A 16,559-nucleotide genomic window follows, 5' to 3' on the forward strand; every position below is an offset into this window, starting at 1 on the left:
GGCTCTGCTTACGTACGACCAGAGGGACCGCTGAGGAGCGCGCGATGAGTGCCGCAGACACGACCACCCCTGCCAAGGTGCCGCCCCCGCGGCAGGCACCGCCACCAGCCGTCCCGAAAGCGCCACGCGCACGGCGGAGCCCGGGCGGGGCCGCGCTTCCCTGGATGCTGCTCGCACCCTGTCTGCTGATCCTCGCGCTCGTCCTGGGCTATCCGCTCGTCCGCCTGGTCACGCTGTCCTTCCAGAAGTTCGGACAGTCCCAGCTGTGGGGCTTCCAGCCCGCCGAGTCGGTCGGCTTCGACAACTTCAGCAAGGTGCTCGGGGACGGCGAGTTCTGGGCCGTGGTCGTCCGGACGTTCGTCTTCGCGGCCGGCTCCGTCATCTTCACGATGGTCGTCGGCATGCTGATCGCCCTGCTGCTCCAGCGGGTCTCGGGCTGGGTGAAGACGCTCATCAACATCGCGCTGGTGGCCAGCTGGGGCATGCCGATCATCGTGGCCACCACCGTCTTCAAGTGGCTCTTCGACTCCGACTACGGCATCTTCAACGCGTTGCTCAGCAAGCTGCCGGGCGTCGACATGATCGGCCACAACTGGTTCGCGAGCGGTCCGCAGGGACTGGCCGTGATCATGCTCCTGGTGGTCTGGGGCGCGGTGCCGTTCGTCGTCATCACGCTCAGCGCGGGGCTCACCCAGGTGCCGAAGGAACTGGAGGAGGCCGCACGCCTCGACGGGGCGGGCTCCTGGGGCGTCTTCCGGTACGTCACGCTGCCCATCCTCAAGCCCATCGTCGTGATGCTCACGACGCTCTCCGTCATCTGGGACATGGGCGTCTTCCCGCAGGTCTTCGTCATGCGCGGCGGCCACCCGGAGGCCGAGTTCCAGCTGCTCACCACCTACTCCTACGACCGCGCGTTCGTCGTCAACGACTACGCGCAGGGATCGGCGATCGCCCTGCTCACCGTGTTGCTCCTGCTCGGCGTGGTGGCCGTGTACATGCGTCAGATGCTGAAGATCGGAGAGGTCGAATGAGCGCCGTCGCCACCCCGGGACGTACGTCCTCCCCGCAGCGCGAGGGCTCCGGGCCGGCCAAGGCCCGCAAGTCCAAGACCGGCTGGAACCTGCTCGGACTGCTCGTCTTCGTCACCGCGGGATTCCCCGTCTACTGGATGCTGAACACCGCGTTCAAGCCCGCCAAGGACGCCATCGACCCGGATCCGAGCCTGCTGCCCACCGGGCTCACGCTCGACAACTTCCGCCGCGCCCTCGACATCGCCGACTTCTGGGGACCGGTGGGCCGCAGCCTGATCGTCTCCCTGGCGGTGGTCGTGATCGGCGTCGCCGTCGGCCTGCTCGCCGCACTCGCCATCTCCCGCTTCGCCTTCCGCGGCCGGAAGATCGTGATCGTCGGCATCCTCGCCGTCCAGATGGTCCCGCTGGTCGCCATGATCATCCCGGTCTTCCTGCTGCTGAACGACCTCGACCAGTACGACAAGCTCTCCGGCCTGATCATCACGTACCTGACCTTCATCCTTCCGTTCACGGTCTGGACGCTGCGCGGCTTCATCGTCAACATCCCGAAGGAGCTGGAGGAAGCGGCCATGGTCGACGGCTGCAGCCGCACGGGCGCCTTCGTCCGCGTGGTCTTCCCGCTCCTCGCCCCCGGCATGGTCGCCACGTCCGTGTACGGATTCATCCAGGCGTGGAACGAGTACCTCTACGCCCTCATGCTGATGAGCCAGAAGAACCAGACGGCCACCGTCTGGCTCGGCAACTTCACCACCAAGCACGGCACCGAATACGCCCCGATGATGGCCGGTTCCACGATGATGGCCGTGCCGATCGTCGTCCTGTTCCTCATCGTCCAGCGCAAGATGGCCGCGGGGCTGACCGCGGGCGCCGTGAAGGGATAACGCCACCCGATGACGACACTCGCCAGTGGTACCACCGCGTCCAATTCGGCCCAGGACGGTCCGACACGCGACGCCCTGACCGTCCTCCAGCCCGGTTTCACGGGCACGACCGCCCCCGACTGGCTGCTCCGCCGCCTCGGCGAGGGCCTCGCCTCGGTCGGCCTGTTCGGCCGCAACATCGCCTCGCCCGAGCAACTGGCCGCCCTGACCGCCCAGTTGCGCGCGGAGCGCGACGACGTCCTCGTCGCCATCGACGAGGAGGGCGGCGACGTCACCCGCCTGGAGGTGCGCACCGGGTCCTCCTTCCCCGGGAACCACGCACTCGGGGCGGTGGACGACGTCGCGCTCACCCGGGACGTCGCCCGCGAACTCGGCCGCCGCCTGGCCGCCTGCGGGGTGAACCTCAACTGGGCGCCGTCCGCGGACGTCAACTCCAACCCGGACAACCCGGTCATCGGCGTACGGTCCTTCGGCGCCGACACCGAGCTGGTGTCCCGGCACACGGCCGCCTACGTCACCGGACTCCAGTCCGCCGGGGTCGCGGCCTGCACGAAGCACTTCCCGGGACACGGCGACACGGCCGTCGACTCGCACCACGCGCTGCCGCGCATCGACGCCGGGCTCGACGTGCTCCAGTCCCGTGAACTCGCCCCGTTCCGCGCCGCGATCACCGCGGGCACCCGGGCCGTGATGAGCGCGCACATCCTCGTCCCGGCGCTGGATCCCGACCGGCCCGCCACCCTGTCCCGCCGCATCCTCACGGGCCTGCTCCGCGAGGAACTCGGCTACGAGGGCCTCATCGTCACCGACGGCATGGAGATGCAGGCCATCGCCGCGACGTACGGCATCGAACACGGCAGCGTCCTCGCCATCGCGGCCGGCGCCGACGCGATCTGCGTGGGCGGGGGACTCGCCGACGAAGAGACCGTGTGCCGCCTGCGCGACGCCCTCGTCGCGGCGGTCCGCAGCGGTGACCTCCCCGAGGAGAGGCTCGCCGACGCCGCCGCCCGGGTGCGGGCGCTGGCCGGCTGGACGGCCGCCGCCGCACGCGAGGCGGCAGCCGCGGACACGGCGGAACGGGCCGGGATCGGCCTGGTCGCCGCCCGCCGCGCGCTCACGGTCACCCACTCCGAGGCGTACGCCCCGCTCACCGAGCCCCCGTACGTCGCCGCTCTCACCCCGGTCGCGAACATCGCCGTCGGTGACGAGACCCCCTGGGGTGTGGCCGCGGAGCTGGCCCGGCTGGTTCCCGGGACCGAGACGGGCAGCTTCACCGGTGAGGGCGCGGGCCCCGCCGCCCTCGAGGCCGCGGGAACCCGCCGCATCGTCGCCGTCGTGCGCGACGAACACCGTCACCCGTGGATGGCGGGCGCTCTCGACGCCCTGCTCGCCGCCCGTCCTGACACCGTTGTCGTGGAGATGGGCGTACCCCAGGCCGCGCCCCGGGGCGCCCTGCACATCGCCACGCACGGCGCGGCACGCGTGTGCGGCCAGGCGGCGGCGGAGGTCGTCGTCGGGGCCTGACCCACGACGTGCGAAGGCGCCGGGTGCCCTCGGGGGAGGAGCACCCGGCGCCTTCGTGTGCGCGGCTGCGGGGATGGCCTTCGCATGGACGGCGTCGTACGAACGCTTCCCGTGCGGTCGTCTTCGCCCCGACCGGCTGCGAGTTGTCGGCGCCGGCGCCGACACCGGCAGGGGCGAAGGAACCGGCACCGCCACAGGCGGACGGCGCGGCGACCGGAGACCCGTCGGCAACGGCAGCGCAGGGGGCGGGAGAGAGCAGACGAGCGTGCCGGACCCGTGGTCCGGCACGATCCGCTCGGCGGCGGAGTCTAGATCCCCTGCCAGTCGGGCTTGTTGGCGAAGGTGTGACGGAAGTAGTCCGCGAGCTTCAGCTTGGAGGCGGCCGGCTCGTCCACGACGACGGTCGCGTGCGGGTGGAGCTGCAACGCGGACGCCGGGCACACCGCGGCCACCGGTCCCTCGACCGTCGCGGCCACCGCGTCCGCCTTGCCCTCGCCGGTCGCGAGGAGCACCAGGTGCCGTGCCTCCAGGATCGTGCCGATGCCCTGGGTGATCACGTGGTGCGGGACCTGCTCGATGTCGCCCTCGAAGAACCGGGCGTTGTCGACCCTGGTCTGCTCGGTCAGCGTCTTGATCCGGGTCCGTGAGGCGAGCGAGGAACACGGCTCGTTGAAACCGATGTGCCCGTCCGTGCCGATCCCGAGGAGCTGGAGGTCGACCCCGCCGGCCGACGCCAGAGCCTTGTCGTACGCCTCGCACGCGGCCTGCACGTCCGCGGCGGTGCCGTCCGGACCCATGAACGCGTCCATGCCGAGACCCAGCGGCTCCAGCACCTCACGGCGGAGCACCGAACGGTACGACTCGGGGTGCTCGGCCGGCAGTCCCACGTACTCGTCGAGCTGCGCGATCCGTGCCCGCGAGGCGTCCACGGCACCGGAGCCCACCTTGGCGGCCAGCGCCTCGTAGATGGGCAGCGGGGTCGAGCCGGTGGCCACGCCGAGCAGGGCGTCGGGCTTGCGACGGAGCAGCTCGGCCATGGCTTCGGCGATCAGCTCGCCGCCCGCCTTGGCGTCCGGGACGATGACAACTTCCACGCTGGGCCTGCCGATCTGGAGAGGGGACTCAGGGGACTCAACCGGAACCCGAAAGGGGACACATGTGGTATAGACCAATCTAGCAGAGGCCCCGCCTCACGTCGCCCCGGAGTACGCACCCGGACACCTCCGCCCCCAACCGGACATGTCCGCTGCCGTTCGAACCACCACCCCTCCCCGGACGCGCGTGCCCCCGCTCCCGGGAGTGCAATGGAAGCCGCGCACCGACTCACGAGGAGGCACCATGACCGCCACGCCCCCGGAATCCCAGGGCGACCGTCCCGGCCGGATCATGGCCCGTGAGATGGCCGAGCAGCCCGACGTGATGCGCCGGCTCCTCGACACGGGCGCGCCGCGGATCCAGGACGTGGCCCGGCAGGTCGCCTCCCGCTCACCGCGCTTCGTCCTGCTCGCCGCGCGCGGCACCTCCGACAACGCGGCCCTGTACGCCAAGTACCTTCTGGAGATCCGTCTCGGCATGCCCTGCGGACTCACCTCGATGTCCACGATCACCGCGTACGGCGCACGGCCCGACCTCAGCGACGTCCTGGTGATCACCGTCAGCCAGTCCGGTGGCTCGCCCGACCTCGTCGCCTCGACCCGGGCCGCCAGGGAGGCCGGTGCGATCACCCTCGCGGTGACCAACAACCCGGACTCGCCGCTCGCCGCCGTCTCCGAGTACCACATCGACATCATGGCCGGGCCGGAGAAGGCCCTCCCGGCGACCAAGACCTACACGGCCTCGCTCCTCGCGCTCCATCTCTTCGTCGAAGGTCTGCGTGGCGGGGACGGCGCCGCCGCGCAGGTGCTGCCCGAGCTGGCCGCGGGACTTCTCGCCCGCCAGGACGAGGTCAGGGTCCTCGCCTCCCGCTACCGATTCGCCGGTCGCATGGTGATCACCTCCCGCGGCTACGGCTATCCCACCGCCAAGGAAGCCGCCCTGAAGCTGATGGAGACCAGCTACATCCCCGCGCTGTCCTACTCCGGTGCCGACCTCCTGCACGGCCCCCTAGCCATGGTCGACAACGTCTCCCCGGTGATCGCCGTGGTCACCGACGGCCGCGGCGGCGAGGCGCTCCAGCCCGTCCTCGACCGTCTGCGCGGACGCGGCGCCGACCTCGTCGTCGTGGGCCCGCGGGCGCAGGTGGAACAGGCCTCGGCCGGTTTCGTGCTGCCCACCGAGGGCGTCGCCGAAGAGGTGCAGCCGATGCTGGAGATCATCCCGCTCCAACTGCTGGCCTACGAGGTCACCATCGCCCGCGGCCAGGACCCGGACGCGCCGCGTGCCCTGGCGAAGGTGACGGAGACCCACTGACAGAGGCGCCCCGCGCCCGCACGGCCTGCAGTCACCGCACCAGGCCGGCGTCCCCGACCCGGCACTACGTCAGGGAACCCCCTGTCGCGTCCAGCCGGGCCCCGGTCACCCAGCGTCCGTCGTCCGAGACGAGGAAGGCCACCACGTCCGCGACATCGGCAGGGGTGCCCACCCTGCCGAGGGCGGCCAGTGCGGCGGCGCCCGCCCAGGCCGCGTCGTCGGCCCGCAGCCAGTCGGCATTGACGCCGTCTCGCCCGAGCCGCTCGGCGATGCCCCGCCCGATGCCCCTGCCGCCACCCGTGACCAGTGCCGTCCTGCCTGCGAGCACACCCATGCCGACGCCCCCTCCGTATTTCCCTAATGATCGCTACAGAAAAAAACCGTACAACGACCCGACGACATTTCTCTAGTACCCGCTATAAAATCCACCCCATGGCGAGCAGGCGGCAGACCGAGTCCGGAACCACCGCGCGCACGGGCGCCGAGGCCGTGACCAAGCAGCGCGGCCGGCCCCGCTCCTTCGACCGGGAGACCGCGCTGGAGAAGGCGATCCTGGCGTTCTGGGAGCACGGGTACGAGGCGACGTCCGTCTCCGACCTCACCCGGGTCATGGGCATCGGCGCCCCGAGCCTGTACGCGGCCTTCGGCGACAAGCGCTCCCTCTTCGACGAGGTCGTCCGTGTGTACGGCACGCGGTACGGGTCCTTCGGCGAGCGCGCGCTGGCCGAGGAGCCCACCGCCCGCGCCGCGGTCGAGCGGATGCTGCGCGAGGCCGCGGCGGAGTACACCGCTCCGGGCCGCCCGCACGGCTGTCTGGTCATCCACGCCGCCACCAACTGCACGTCCCCGGAGGTCGAGGAGGGCCTGCGCGAGCGGCGCAACGCGAACATCGCCGCGTTCGAGAGTCGTATGAAGGCGGGCATCGCCGCGGGCGAGCTGCCCGCCGGAACCGATGCCGCCGCGCTCGCCCGGCACACCGGCGCGATCGTCCAGGGCATGTCGCAGCAGGCCCGTGACGGCGCCACGAGGGAGCAGCTGGAGGCCCTCGCCGCGCTCGCCATGGCCGTCTGGCCCGATTCATCGGCCAATCCGGCCCGTTCACGAACCGAAGCGGGTTAGTCTGCCTGATGGACAGTGCTGCATGTTGGATAAACGGACAACGGCGAACACCTGCCGACGCATGGACAGAAGGCATGCGGGCGCAGGAGCATGGACGCGGCAGCATGGTCTAGTCCACAATGATTGTGCGACTGAACAAGCCTCCGTCTTCCCCGCACAGGAAGGCGGACCGAGGAACCGGCGCTCTCTGCCCTGACTGCACCGGGTCCTCTCTTCGGCCGACCGGGACCGCACACCCCGCGGCCGATGTTGCTCCGGGCTGCGGTGCCGGGAGGGTTGAGGGTCCCTCCCAGGCGCCGCGGCCCGCGGGTGTCTCCGGGGCCCTCCGGGGCCGCCGTACGAGCCCCGAGGCGGCCGTTTTCGAGGCCTGCCGCATCCGCCGGGTACGCTCGCACACGTGCCCTCCATGAACGACCTCGTACGCCAGCACACCGCCCTCGGTGACTCCGATCTCGAGTGGCTGCACCTGCTGGTCTCGGAGTGGCAGTTGCTCTCCGACCTCTCCTTCGCCGACCTCGTGCTCTGGGTTCCCACGCGCGACGGCACCCGCTACGTCTCCGTCGCCCAGATGCGGCCCAACACCGGCCCCACCTCGTACCAGGACGACATGGTCGGCCATCTCGTCCCGCGCGGCCGCCGGCCCATGCTGGACGCCGCGCTCGACGAGGGCCGGATCGTGCGCGAGGGCGACCCCGAGTGGCGCGAAGAGGTCCCGGTGCGGGTCGAGTCCATTCCGGTACGGCGTGAGGGACGCGTCCTCGGCGTCATCGCCCGCAACACCAACCTGCTCACGGTGCGCACCCCGAGCCGGCTGGAGCTGACGTATCTCCAGAGCGCCTCCGACCTGGCGCAGATGATCGCCGCGGGCACGTTCCCGTTCCCCGACCAGCAGGTCGACATGGATGCCTCCCCGCGGGTGGGCGACGGACTGATCAGGCTCGACGCGGACGGCATCGTCCAGTACGCCTCCCCGAACGCGCTGTCGGCCTACCACCGCCTCGGCCTGGCCTCCGACCTCGTGGGACACAACCTCGGCGTGACCACCGCCGAACTGGCTCCGTCCCGCGGCCCGGTGGACGAGGCACTGTCCAAGGTGGCCAGCGGCTGGGCGCCCCGCGAGTTCGAGATCGAGAGCAACGACGGCGTGATCCAGCTGCGCGCCATCCCGCTCAAGCCCAAGGGCACCCGGGTCGGCTCCCTCGTCCTGCTCCGCGACGTCACCGAACTGCGGCGCCGCGAGCGTGAGTTGATCACCAAGGACGCGACCATCCGGGAGATCCACCACCGGGTGAAGAACAACCTCCAGACCGTGGCGGCGCTGCTGCGCCTGCAGGCCCGGCGCATCGAGTCGGACCGGGGCCGCGAGGCACTGGAGGAGGCCGTGCGCCGAGTCGGTTCGATTGCGATCGTGCATGAGACGCTCTCTCAGAATCTGGACGAGCGCGTGGAGTTCGACGAGATCGCGGACCGGGTGCTCGCCATGGTCGCGGAGATCTCGCCCGGCAAGGTCACCGGACGACGCACCGGCCGCTTCGGAATCCTGGACGCCGAGGTCGCGACCCCGCTGTCGATGGTCCTCACGGAGATCCTGCAGAACGCGCTGGAGCACGGCTTCCGTGAGGGCGACCGGGGCACCGTCGAGGTCTCCGCGGTGCGGGGCGGCACCAGCAAGGAGGCCCGTCTGCTGGTCACGGTCCAGGACGACGGGGTGGGTCTGCCCGAGGACTTCGACCCGCACCGTTCGGGCAACCTCGGCCTGCAGATCGTGCGGACCCTGGTGGAGGGCGAGTTGGGCGGCACCTTCGACATGGTGGCGGCCCCGGAGCGCGGCACGCAGGTGATCCTGGACATCCCGGTGCGGGGCCACAAGTAGTCGCTCCCGGCCGGGCGGGAGCGGTTCGGCCTGCGCCCGGCCTGCGCGACGGCGGAGCAATCCACACGGTCGCAAACAGCAATGAGCCCCGGATCACCAGGTGATCCGGGGCCGAAAGCTCGTTGCTCAAATGCGCATCGGGGGTACTGCGCGCTGCGGCTCGGGGGCGGGAGATGCGTACTCGCTGTACGCGCCGCCAAGCTCAGGCTCGTGCGGGGTGGGGTGTCAGGCGGAGGCCTGACGGGCCCGGTTGCGGGCGGCGCGACGCTTCATGGCACGGCGCTCGTCCTCGCTGAGGCCACCCCAGACGCCGGAGTCCTGGCCGGACTCGAGCGCCCACTGCAGGCACTGCTCCATGACGGGGCAGCGGCGGCAGACGGCCTTGGCTTCCTCGATCTGCAGCAGCGCAGGACCGGTGTTGCCGATGGGGAAGAAGAGCTCGGGGTCTTCCTCGCGGCAAACGGCGTTGTGACGCCAGTCCATGGCTGCTACCTCTCCTTGGTATTACATGCAAGTTGCTTGTGAATGTGAACGCTTTCACGAATCCCTCAACAAGTGAAGGGCCGACTGCCAGGTTGCCTGACGTGGTCCTGTGATTTGAGGAGGGGTTCTGGCTCTCTGTGGGGCCGATGTTGCGGGCCGTCCCGATCGCCACGTAGAGACTCGCAAACCTCAGCGGCGGATACAACCCCTTCCGGAAAGTTTTTTTTGATTCCTCGGTGTCGACTAGGTCACAGCCGTACTTCCATGGGGTGGATCCTGGCCTAAACGTTCGAGTGAAAGGACTTTGGCCCCTTCTACTCACACAATCACACGCAGTGCACGGCGTACGCCTGTGAACGTCACGCTTGTTCGCAGCCCGAGGTGGTCACCGTCCATCTGGAGGGGCAGCGGGACCTTCGAATGCAAGGTGAAGTCTGTCAAGTCGTGCAGGGAGACGGCGTGCTTGCCATGGGGGCCGCGCTCGGGGGACGAAGTGAGCAACTGTGTGGCATACCGGGCAACCGCGGCCGTCGACATGCGGCTGAGACCGAGTACGTCGAGCCCGGTATCGAACGAAGCCTTAGGCGAGGCGTACACCGGACGATTACCGAGAAACGTCCATGGCGAGGTATTGCAGATGATGGACAGGACCAGATCGGTCACCGGGTCCGCGCCGGGGCGCTCCAGCGTGATCGTTCCGTGCCGGCGGTGAGGTTCGTCCAGAAACTGGCGCATCACCTGGCGGAGATACAGCGCATGGGTGGAGCGCTTGCCCCGCTCGCGCTGCTGCTCGACGCGCCCGACCACCCCCGCGTCGAAACCGAGCCCGGCGCAGAAGGTGAACCAGCGGGACGGCACGGCTTCGTCCTCCGTGCCGGGAGTGCCCGAGGCGAGACCCAGGCCGACGGTGCGCTCACGGCTCTCGCGCAGCGCGTCCAGCAGGGCGCCGGTCGCCTCCACCGCGTCGTTGGGCAGGCCGAGGGCACGGGCGAAGACGTTGGTGGAGCCGCCGGGGACCACCGCGAAGCCGGGCAGCCGGTCCGGGGCGGGGCCGTCGTGGAGCAGTCCGTTCACGACCTCGTTGACCGTGCCGTCGCCGCCGAGGGCGACGACCAGGTCTATGTCCTCGCTCTCCGCGGCCTGCCGGCCGAGGTCCCGGGCATGACCGCGGTACTCGGTGGTGACCGCCTCCAGCTTCATCTCGCTGGCGAGCGCGTGGATCAACACGTCGCGCGTGCGCGCACTCGTGGTGGTTGCTGCCGGATTGACGACGAGAAGTGCACGCATGGGTTGCAGCGTACCTACTAAGAAATACCGGGCCCAGAGCGAGGTAGGGATCGGGTAAGAGATCGCAACGTGAGCCTGCGCACGTCGGACGCCCTCCGGCGCGGCCCCCGCGCCCCGGCCGCCGCATCGCCGACGGCTACCCTGCAGGGGTGAGCGCTGAGCAGAACCCCACCACCTCGCACGACCCCGCCGCGGAACCCCGCCCCGCACGGCTGACCGCCGCGGCGGCCCTGGCCGCGCTGGAGGGCTTCGCCCTCGTCGCGGGGGGTGTGTACGTGCTCGTCCGGGGTTTCACGGGCACCCCGGACAGCCGGGGGCAGGCCATCACCGGCGGTGTCACGCTCATCGTGCTGGCGCTGCTGCCCCTGCTGGCGGCGCGCGGACTGCTGCTGCGCCGGTCCTGGAGCCGGGGCCCGGCGCTCATCACCCAGATCCTGTCGCTGCCCGTGGCCTACACCCTGCTCCAGGCCGACAGCGTCGCGATCCCGGGCGGCATCGCGCTGGCGGTCGTCGCGATCGTGGGCCTGGTGCTGCTGTTGAACCCGGAGACGACGAAGGCCCTCGGCATCCGAGGGCCCGGCGCCGGCGCGTCCGACCAGAAGTGACCGGCCGGGGCGCCCGCCCACGGGCGCTGTGGCCGGCCTCCGCCCGGGGCCGGAAGCGCCCGGTGGGGCGCCGAAGTGCGCGGTGCGGCCGGGGTGACCGCGGATGTGTCCGTCGGACCGGGGTGACCGGTCGGCGCGGAGCGGTCCCGCAAGGGCAGTGGCCCGGAGCCGTCCCGGGGGAGCCGGCAGCGCGGAGATCTTCCACGAGGCCGGTGGTGCGGGAATGTCGTGCGGGGCGGAAGGGGTCGGCCGGGGCCGGCTCACTCCTCGACGAGGAGCTTCTCCCGCAGCTGGGCCAGGGTGCGGGCCAGCAGCCGTGACACGTGCATCTGGGAGATGCCGACCTCCTGGGCGATCTGCGACTGCGTCATGTTCCCGAAGAAACGGAGGAGCAGGATGCGCTTCTCCCGCGGCGGCAGATCTTCCAGCAGCGGCTTGAGGGACTCGCGGTACTCGACGCCCTCCAGCGCCTCGTCCTCGGCGCCCAGGGTGTCCGCGACGGCCGGCGACTCGTCGTCCGTGTCGGGCACGTCCAGGGACAGCGTCGAGTAGGCGTTGGCGGACTCCAGGCCCTCCAGCACCTCTTCCTCGGAGATCGCGAGCTTCTCGGCCAGCTCGTGGACCGTCGGGGAGCGGCCGTGCAGCTGCGAGAGCTCCGCGGTCGCCGTGGTCAGCGCCAGCCGCAGTTCCTGGAGGCGGCGCGGGACGCGGACCGCCCAGCCCTTGTCCCGGAAGTGCCGCTTGATCTCGCCGACGACCGTCGGCGTCGCGTACGTCGAGAACTCGACGCCACGCTCGGGGTCGAAGCGGTCGACCGACTTGATCAGGCCGATGGTGGCGACCTGTGTCAGGTCGTCCAGCGGCTCGCCGCGATTGCGGAAGCGGCGGGCGAGATGCTCCACGAGCGGGAGGTGCATGCGGACGAGCTGGTTGCGCAGCTCCGCGTACTCGGCGCTGCCCTCTTTGAGCTTGCGCAGCTCGACGAACATCGCCCGTGCACCGCTGCGGTCCTGAGGGTCGTGCTCGATGTGCTGGGCGCTCGGCCCGTGCTGCGCGCCCTGCACGCTCTGTGCCCCTGGTTTGTCGTGTCGCTCGTGCTCGCTCATAGTCCCGCCCGTCACCAGCCGCCGCCCTCCCGAGGACGTGCTCAGCGCGGCACCCTCCGGATCCCGTTGTCCATCGCCCCGGCCGGAGAGCTCCTCCCGTTCGTCCTCGTCGGTCCGCGGTTCGGCCGCGGCCTGCGTGACGACCGGTGAGGCGCCGTCCTCCGGATGCGGCCGGGCCTGCTCGGGAATGCCGTCGACGCCTTCGGCGCCGTCCGCCGTCCGCCGCGGCCCGTCGAGGCCGTCGACGCGCCCGGACGGAAGCTCCCGTGTGCCGCGCTCTTCGTCCCGCACCGGCCCGTCCCCGTTCCTCACGCCGGCCCGGGTCCCGCGCCGCGCTGTTTGTAGAGGCTGATCGAAACGGTCTTGTCCTCGGCGACGGAGGAGTCGACCTTGCCCGCGAGCGCCGAGAGGACGGTCCAGGCGAAGGTGTCCCGTGACGGAGCGTGACCGTCGGTGGTCGGCGCGGAGACCGTCACCTCCAGCGAGTCGTCGATGAGCCGGAAGACGCAGCTGAGCACCGAGCCGGGGACGGCCTGTTGCAGCAGGATCGCGCAGGCCTCGTCCACCGCGATGCGCAGGTCCTCGATCTCGTCGAGGGTGAAGTCCAAACGGGCCGCGAGCCCGGCCGTGGCCGTACGCAGCACCGACAGGTAGGCACCCGCGGCCGGCAGCCGGACTTCCACGAAGTCCTTCGTCGCGGGCTCGCCTGCGATCTGGGACACCCTCACCTCCATGGTGGTACAAGCTCTTTCGGGGGCCGAGGGTCGCCCCCCGGGTAACGCACTATGTCGTTCAGCCGTGACGCTACCGCGCTCCCAAGTGTCCTGTCCTGGGGACCCCGCCCCTTGCTGTCACTCATAGTAAGCCTATGAGTACGGACAGTGGCTAGGGGTCTGCGGGCCCAATTAGGAAGAGCGCGCGCCGGGTTGACGTACCCAGGCGTCAGACGGTCGAACCGTCCGGATCGCCGGTCACACGCGTATGCGATCCGCGGGCTGTTCCAGTATGCCTGCGTCGTGTCATACGAGTACGTGGTCGACGAAGCACCAACGCCAGTTCTCCCCGAGCTCGAAGGTGCGCATGATCGAATGCCCGGTGGTCTTGAAGTGCTCCGTCGCGTGTTGCAGCGGAGAGGAGTCGCAGCAACCGAGGTGCCCGCACTCCAGGCACAGGCGAAGCTGCACCGGGTGCGTGCCGGCCGCGAGGCACTCCAGGCACGTCTCGCTGAGGGGCTGGGGTTCGGGGTGCGGCAGCGCTTCGGCGTGCGTGCACTGTTTCATGATGGCCAGGTTACGTCGGGTGTGCGGGAAGTCGCGCGAAAACGAGGGCGGGCGGAAAGTCGATGCACGTTTTGCCACTGCTGTTGCTGGTCGCGGGAAGCGCCGCGGTCGCCGGTGCGGCTCGCCGCACACCGGTGCCCGCGCCGCTCCTGCTCGTCGCGGCGGGCCTGGTCTTCTCGTACATCCCGGGAGTGCCCGTCTACGAACTCGACCCCGAGGTCGTGCTGCCGTTGGTGCTGCCCCCACTCCTGTACACGGCGGCCACCGACAGCTCGTACCTCGACCTGAGGGCACAACTGCGGCCCGTCGCGCTGCTGTCCGTCGGCTACGTCCTCTTCGCGACCCTCGTGGTCGGTTGGGCCGCGTACCTGATCGTGCCGAGCCTGCCGCTGACCGCGGCGCTCGTCCTGGGCGCGGTGGTCGCGCCCCCGGACGCGGTCGCCGCGACGGCGGTGGCGCGGCGCGTGGGCCTGCCCTCGCGGATCACCACCATCCTGCAGGGCGAGTCCCTGGTGAACGACGCGACCGCGATCACCGCCTACAAGGTGGCGCTCGCCGCCGCGATCGGCGAGGGCGCGACGTGGGCGGGCGGCATCGGCGAGTTCCTGATCGCGGCGGTCGGCGGTGTGGCCGTCGGTCTCGTCCTGATGATCCCCATCCACTGGCTGCGCACCCACATGAAGGAGGCGCTGCTCCAGAACACGCTGTCCCTGCTGATCCCCTTCGTCGCATACGGGGTCGCCGAGCAGCTGAAGGCCTCCGGCGTGCTCGCGGTGGTGGTCGTCGCCCTCTACCTCGGGCACCGTGCGTGGGAGGTGGACTTCGCGACGCGGCTCCAGGAGGAGGCCGTCTGGAAGATGGTCGCGTTCGTCCTGGAGTCGGCGGTGTTCGCGCTGATCGGACTCCAGCTGCCGGTCGTCCTCAAGGGACTCGGGCAGTACGAGGGCACGAGCGCAGCCTGGTACGCGGTCGCCGTCTTCCTGGTGGTGGTCGCGGCGCGGTTCGTGTGGGTGTACCCGGCGACGTTCCTGCCCCGGCTGTTGTCCGCGCGGATCAGGAAGCGCGAGGACAACCCCTCTTGGAAGGGCCCCTTCATCATCGGCTGGGCCGGCATGCGCGGTGTGGTCTCGCTCGCCATCGCCTTCTCGATCCCGCTCACCGTCCACGGCGGCGAGGCCTTTCCCGACCGCAACCTGATCCTGTTCCTGACCTTCACGACGGTCATCGGGACGCTGGTCGTGCAGGGGCTGACCCTGCCGCCGCTGATCCGCCTCCTGAAGCTGCCGGGCCGCGACGTCCAGGCCGAGACGCTCGCCGAGGCCAACGCGCAGGCGCAGGCGTCCCGGGCCGCCGAGCAGCGGCTCGACGACCTGCTCACCGACGAGCGCAACGCCCTGCCGCCGCCCCTCGCCGACCGGCTGCGCGGAGTCATGGAGCACCGCCGCAACGCGGTCTGGGAGCGGCTCGGCGCGGTCAACCCGGTGACCGGCGAGTCGGCCGACGACACCTACCGGCGGCTGTCCCGGGAGATGATCGGCGCCGAGCGCGAGGTCTTCGTGAAGCTGCGCGACCTCCGCTTCATCGACGACGAGATGCTGCGCACGCTGCTGCGCCGGCTCGACCTGGAGGAGGCGGCGGCCTACCGCGAGACGGCGTAGGGCGCCGGTGCGCCGACGCTGTCCGGGTGCGCCGCACCGTCAGGGAAGCGGTGCCCCGGTGATCACCGCGGCCACGGTCGTGCCGCGCGGGAACGCCCCCTCCTCGGCCAGGGCGACAAGTCCGTACAGCATCTTGGCGACATAGAGACGTTCGACGGGCAGCCCGTGCCGGTCCTCGAAGTCCTCGGCGAAGGCGTCGAGTTCGGGGGTGGTGCGGGCGTAGCCGCCGAAGTGGAAGCGGTCGTCCAGGGACCACAGGCCACGGCGGGCGCCGAACGCGGCCTGCTGGAGGGCCAGTACGTCCGCCTCCAGGAAACCCCCCTTCAGGACCGGAATGCCGAGGGCGCGGTGGCCGGGGGCCAGTCCGGCGGCCAGGCCCGCGAGGGTCCCGCCGGTGCCGCAGGCGACGGCGACGACGTCGGCCGCGTCGCCCAGCTCGCGGCCGAGCTCCTGGCATCCGCGCACGGCCGGGGAGTTGCTGCCGCCCTCGGGCACCACGTACGCGTCATCGGCCCCCACCGCCCGCAGGATCCCGGCCAGCGTCTCCGGCTCCGCCTTGGCGCGGTACGTCCGTCTGTCGACGAAGTGCAGGCGCATGCCGTCGGCCGCGCACCGGGCGAGCGAGGGGTTGAGCGGGCGTTCGGCCAGCTCCTGGCCGCGGACCACGCCGAGCGTCGGGATGCCGAGGAGACGGCCGGCGGCGGCCGTGGCCCGCAGATGGTTGGAGTACGCCCCGCCGAAGGTGACCACCGTGCGGCCGGCCGCCGCCTCCAGGTTCGGGGTCAGCTTGCGCCACTTGTTGCCGACCAGCTCGGGATGGATCAGGTCGTCCCGCTTGAGCAGCAGCCGGACGCCGTGGCGTGCGAACCGCTCGTCCCCGGCCTCCAGCAGTGGCGACGGCAGCCGCGGCCGCAGCACGGCGGGGCCGGCCGCCCCGGCGGCGGGAGGCTCGGCGGCACCACCGGTGTCCTGGGCGTCGGGGCTGGTCATCCGCCCATTGTCGGACACATGTCCGGAACGGGCGCGGGCCGGGTTCACGGAGAGGGCGCCACCACCTCGCGACCGCGCGGCCCGCTCCGGTGCCCCCGGTGGTGCGCCCGTCTCGGCGCCCCGGAGGGACAGTGCCCCACGGGTCCGCGGTGTCGGCCAGGTCCTGGCGGCCGACGCGGAGTCGGTCGGCCGTCTTCCCTCCGGCCGACGCGGGGCGGGCCAGGTCGTATTCCCCCGGCTGACACAGGGGGCGGCGGCCGTTCTCCTCCGCCGGCCCCGGCTCCCCTCGGCCCCGGACGCCCTGGGCCGCCCC

Annotated in this window: 15 protein-coding genes and 1 pseudogene; 8 read left to right on the forward strand and 8 right to left on the reverse strand. The window is 71.1% G+C overall.

What is annotated here, in order from left to right:
- Window positions 1-44 precede the first annotated feature (44 nt).
- The 3 genes from ACZ4IF_RS34150 to ACZ4IF_RS34160 are packed head-to-tail and all read left to right on the forward strand — an operon-like array spanning window position 45 to window position 3,436.
- Entirely contained in the window at window positions 45-1,031 is a 987-nt protein-coding gene (locus tag ACZ4IF_RS34150) for a carbohydrate ABC transporter permease (RefSeq protein WP_467569908.1), read from the forward strand.
- Complete coding sequence (locus tag ACZ4IF_RS34155) at window positions 1,028-1,912, forward strand: carbohydrate ABC transporter permease (protein ID WP_467569910.1); 885 nt, start codon at window positions 1,028-1,030, stop codon at window positions 1,910-1,912. The genes ACZ4IF_RS34150 and ACZ4IF_RS34155 overlap by 4 nt, the downstream gene beginning before the upstream one ends.
- A 9-nt stretch (window positions 1,913-1,921) precedes the next feature.
- Window positions 1,922-3,436 carry a glycoside hydrolase family 3 protein gene (locus ACZ4IF_RS34160; protein WP_467569913.1) on the forward strand — a complete coding sequence of 505 codons (1,515 nt, stop codon included), beginning with the start codon at window positions 1,922-1,924 and terminating at the stop codon, window positions 3,434-3,436.
- Window positions 3,437-3,744: 308 nt separating this feature from the next.
- Here the strand turns inward: ACZ4IF_RS34160 and nagB are convergent, their stop codons facing one another.
- Complete coding sequence (gene nagB / locus ACZ4IF_RS34165) at window positions 3,745-4,530, reverse strand: glucosamine-6-phosphate deaminase (protein ID WP_467569916.1); 786 nt, start codon at window positions 4,528-4,530, stop codon at window positions 3,745-3,747.
- 244 nt (window positions 4,531-4,774) lie between these two features.
- Here nagB and ACZ4IF_RS34170 point away from each other — a divergent pair, with 244 nt between their 5' ends.
- Complete coding sequence (locus ACZ4IF_RS34170; protein ID WP_467569919.1) at window positions 4,775-5,845, forward strand: SIS domain-containing protein; 1,071 nt, start codon at window positions 4,775-4,777, stop codon at window positions 5,843-5,845.
- A 64-nt stretch (window positions 5,846-5,909) separates the two neighbouring features.
- Here ACZ4IF_RS34170 and ACZ4IF_RS34175 read toward each other — a convergent pair.
- Window positions 5,910-6,140, reverse strand: a pseudogene (locus ACZ4IF_RS34175) (SDR family oxidoreductase); the annotation flags it as partial.
- A gap of 137 nt (window positions 6,141-6,277) precedes the next feature.
- On the opposite strand from ACZ4IF_RS34175, the gene ACZ4IF_RS34180 reads away from it, so the two are divergent.
- Entirely contained in the window at window positions 6,278-6,964 is a 687-nt protein-coding gene (locus tag ACZ4IF_RS34180) for a TetR/AcrR family transcriptional regulator (protein ID WP_467569921.1), read from the forward strand.
- A gap of 406 nt (window positions 6,965-7,370) precedes the next feature.
- The gene (locus ACZ4IF_RS34185) at window positions 7,371-8,837 is read left to right on the forward strand and encodes a sensor histidine kinase (protein ID WP_028802062.1); all 1,467 of its coding nucleotides are present in this window, start codon (window positions 7,371-7,373) and stop codon (window positions 8,835-8,837) included.
- A 225-nt stretch (window positions 8,838-9,062) separates the two neighbouring features.
- On the opposite strand, the gene ACZ4IF_RS34190 is transcribed toward ACZ4IF_RS34185, so the two are convergent.
- Complete coding sequence (locus ACZ4IF_RS34190) at window positions 9,063-9,320, reverse strand: WhiB family transcriptional regulator (RefSeq protein WP_016639615.1); 258 nt, start codon at window positions 9,318-9,320, stop codon at window positions 9,063-9,065.
- Window positions 9,321-9,638: 318 nt separating this feature from the next.
- Window positions 9,639-10,607: a diacylglycerol/lipid kinase family protein gene (locus ACZ4IF_RS34195; RefSeq protein ID WP_467569924.1), complete on the reverse strand. Its 969-nt coding sequence runs from the start codon at window positions 10,605-10,607 to the stop codon at window positions 9,639-9,641.
- A gap of 149 nt (window positions 10,608-10,756) precedes the next feature.
- Between ACZ4IF_RS34195 and ACZ4IF_RS34200 the strand changes: the two genes are divergently transcribed.
- Window positions 10,757-11,212, forward strand: coding sequence for a hypothetical protein (locus tag ACZ4IF_RS34200; RefSeq protein ID WP_467569927.1), 456 nt, complete (start codon window positions 10,757-10,759; stop codon window positions 11,210-11,212).
- Window positions 11,213-11,472: 260 nt separating this feature from the next.
- Here ACZ4IF_RS34200 and ACZ4IF_RS34205 read toward each other — a convergent pair whose 3' ends face one another.
- The 3 genes from ACZ4IF_RS34205 to ACZ4IF_RS34215 all read right to left on the reverse strand — a co-directional run bounded on the left by ACZ4IF_RS34205 (window position 11,473) and on the right by ACZ4IF_RS34215 (window position 13,598).
- Window positions 11,473-12,630, reverse strand: a complete 1,158-nt coding sequence (locus tag ACZ4IF_RS34205; protein ID WP_467569930.1) for an RNA polymerase sigma factor SigF — start codon at window positions 12,628-12,630, stop codon at window positions 11,473-11,475.
- The gene (locus ACZ4IF_RS34210) at window positions 12,627-13,040 is read right to left on the reverse strand and encodes an ATP-binding protein (RefSeq protein ID WP_028802066.1); all 414 of its coding nucleotides are present in this window, start codon (window positions 13,038-13,040) and stop codon (window positions 12,627-12,629) included. The genes ACZ4IF_RS34205 and ACZ4IF_RS34210 overlap by 4 nt, the downstream gene beginning before the upstream one ends.
- 297 nt (window positions 13,041-13,337) lie before the next feature.
- On the reverse strand, window positions 13,338-13,598 hold the full coding sequence (locus ACZ4IF_RS34215; RefSeq protein WP_028802067.1) for a UBP-type zinc finger domain-containing protein: 261 nt from the start codon (window positions 13,596-13,598) through the stop codon (window positions 13,338-13,340).
- A gap of 62 nt (window positions 13,599-13,660) precedes the next feature.
- Between ACZ4IF_RS34215 and ACZ4IF_RS34220 the strand changes: the two genes are divergently transcribed.
- On the forward strand, window positions 13,661-15,256 hold the full coding sequence (locus ACZ4IF_RS34220; protein ID WP_359489660.1) for a Na+/H+ antiporter: 1,596 nt from the start codon (window positions 13,661-13,663) through the stop codon (window positions 15,254-15,256).
- A gap of 39 nt (window positions 15,257-15,295) precedes the next feature.
- On the opposite strand, the gene ACZ4IF_RS34225 is transcribed toward ACZ4IF_RS34220, so the two are convergent.
- Entirely contained in the window at window positions 15,296-16,246 is a 951-nt protein-coding gene (locus ACZ4IF_RS34225) for a 1-aminocyclopropane-1-carboxylate deaminase/D-cysteine desulfhydrase (protein WP_467569934.1), read from the reverse strand.
- Between the last annotated feature and the right edge of the window lie 313 nt (window positions 16,247-16,559).

Source organism: Streptomyces sp. NPDC025784 (genome assembly GCF_055558435.1).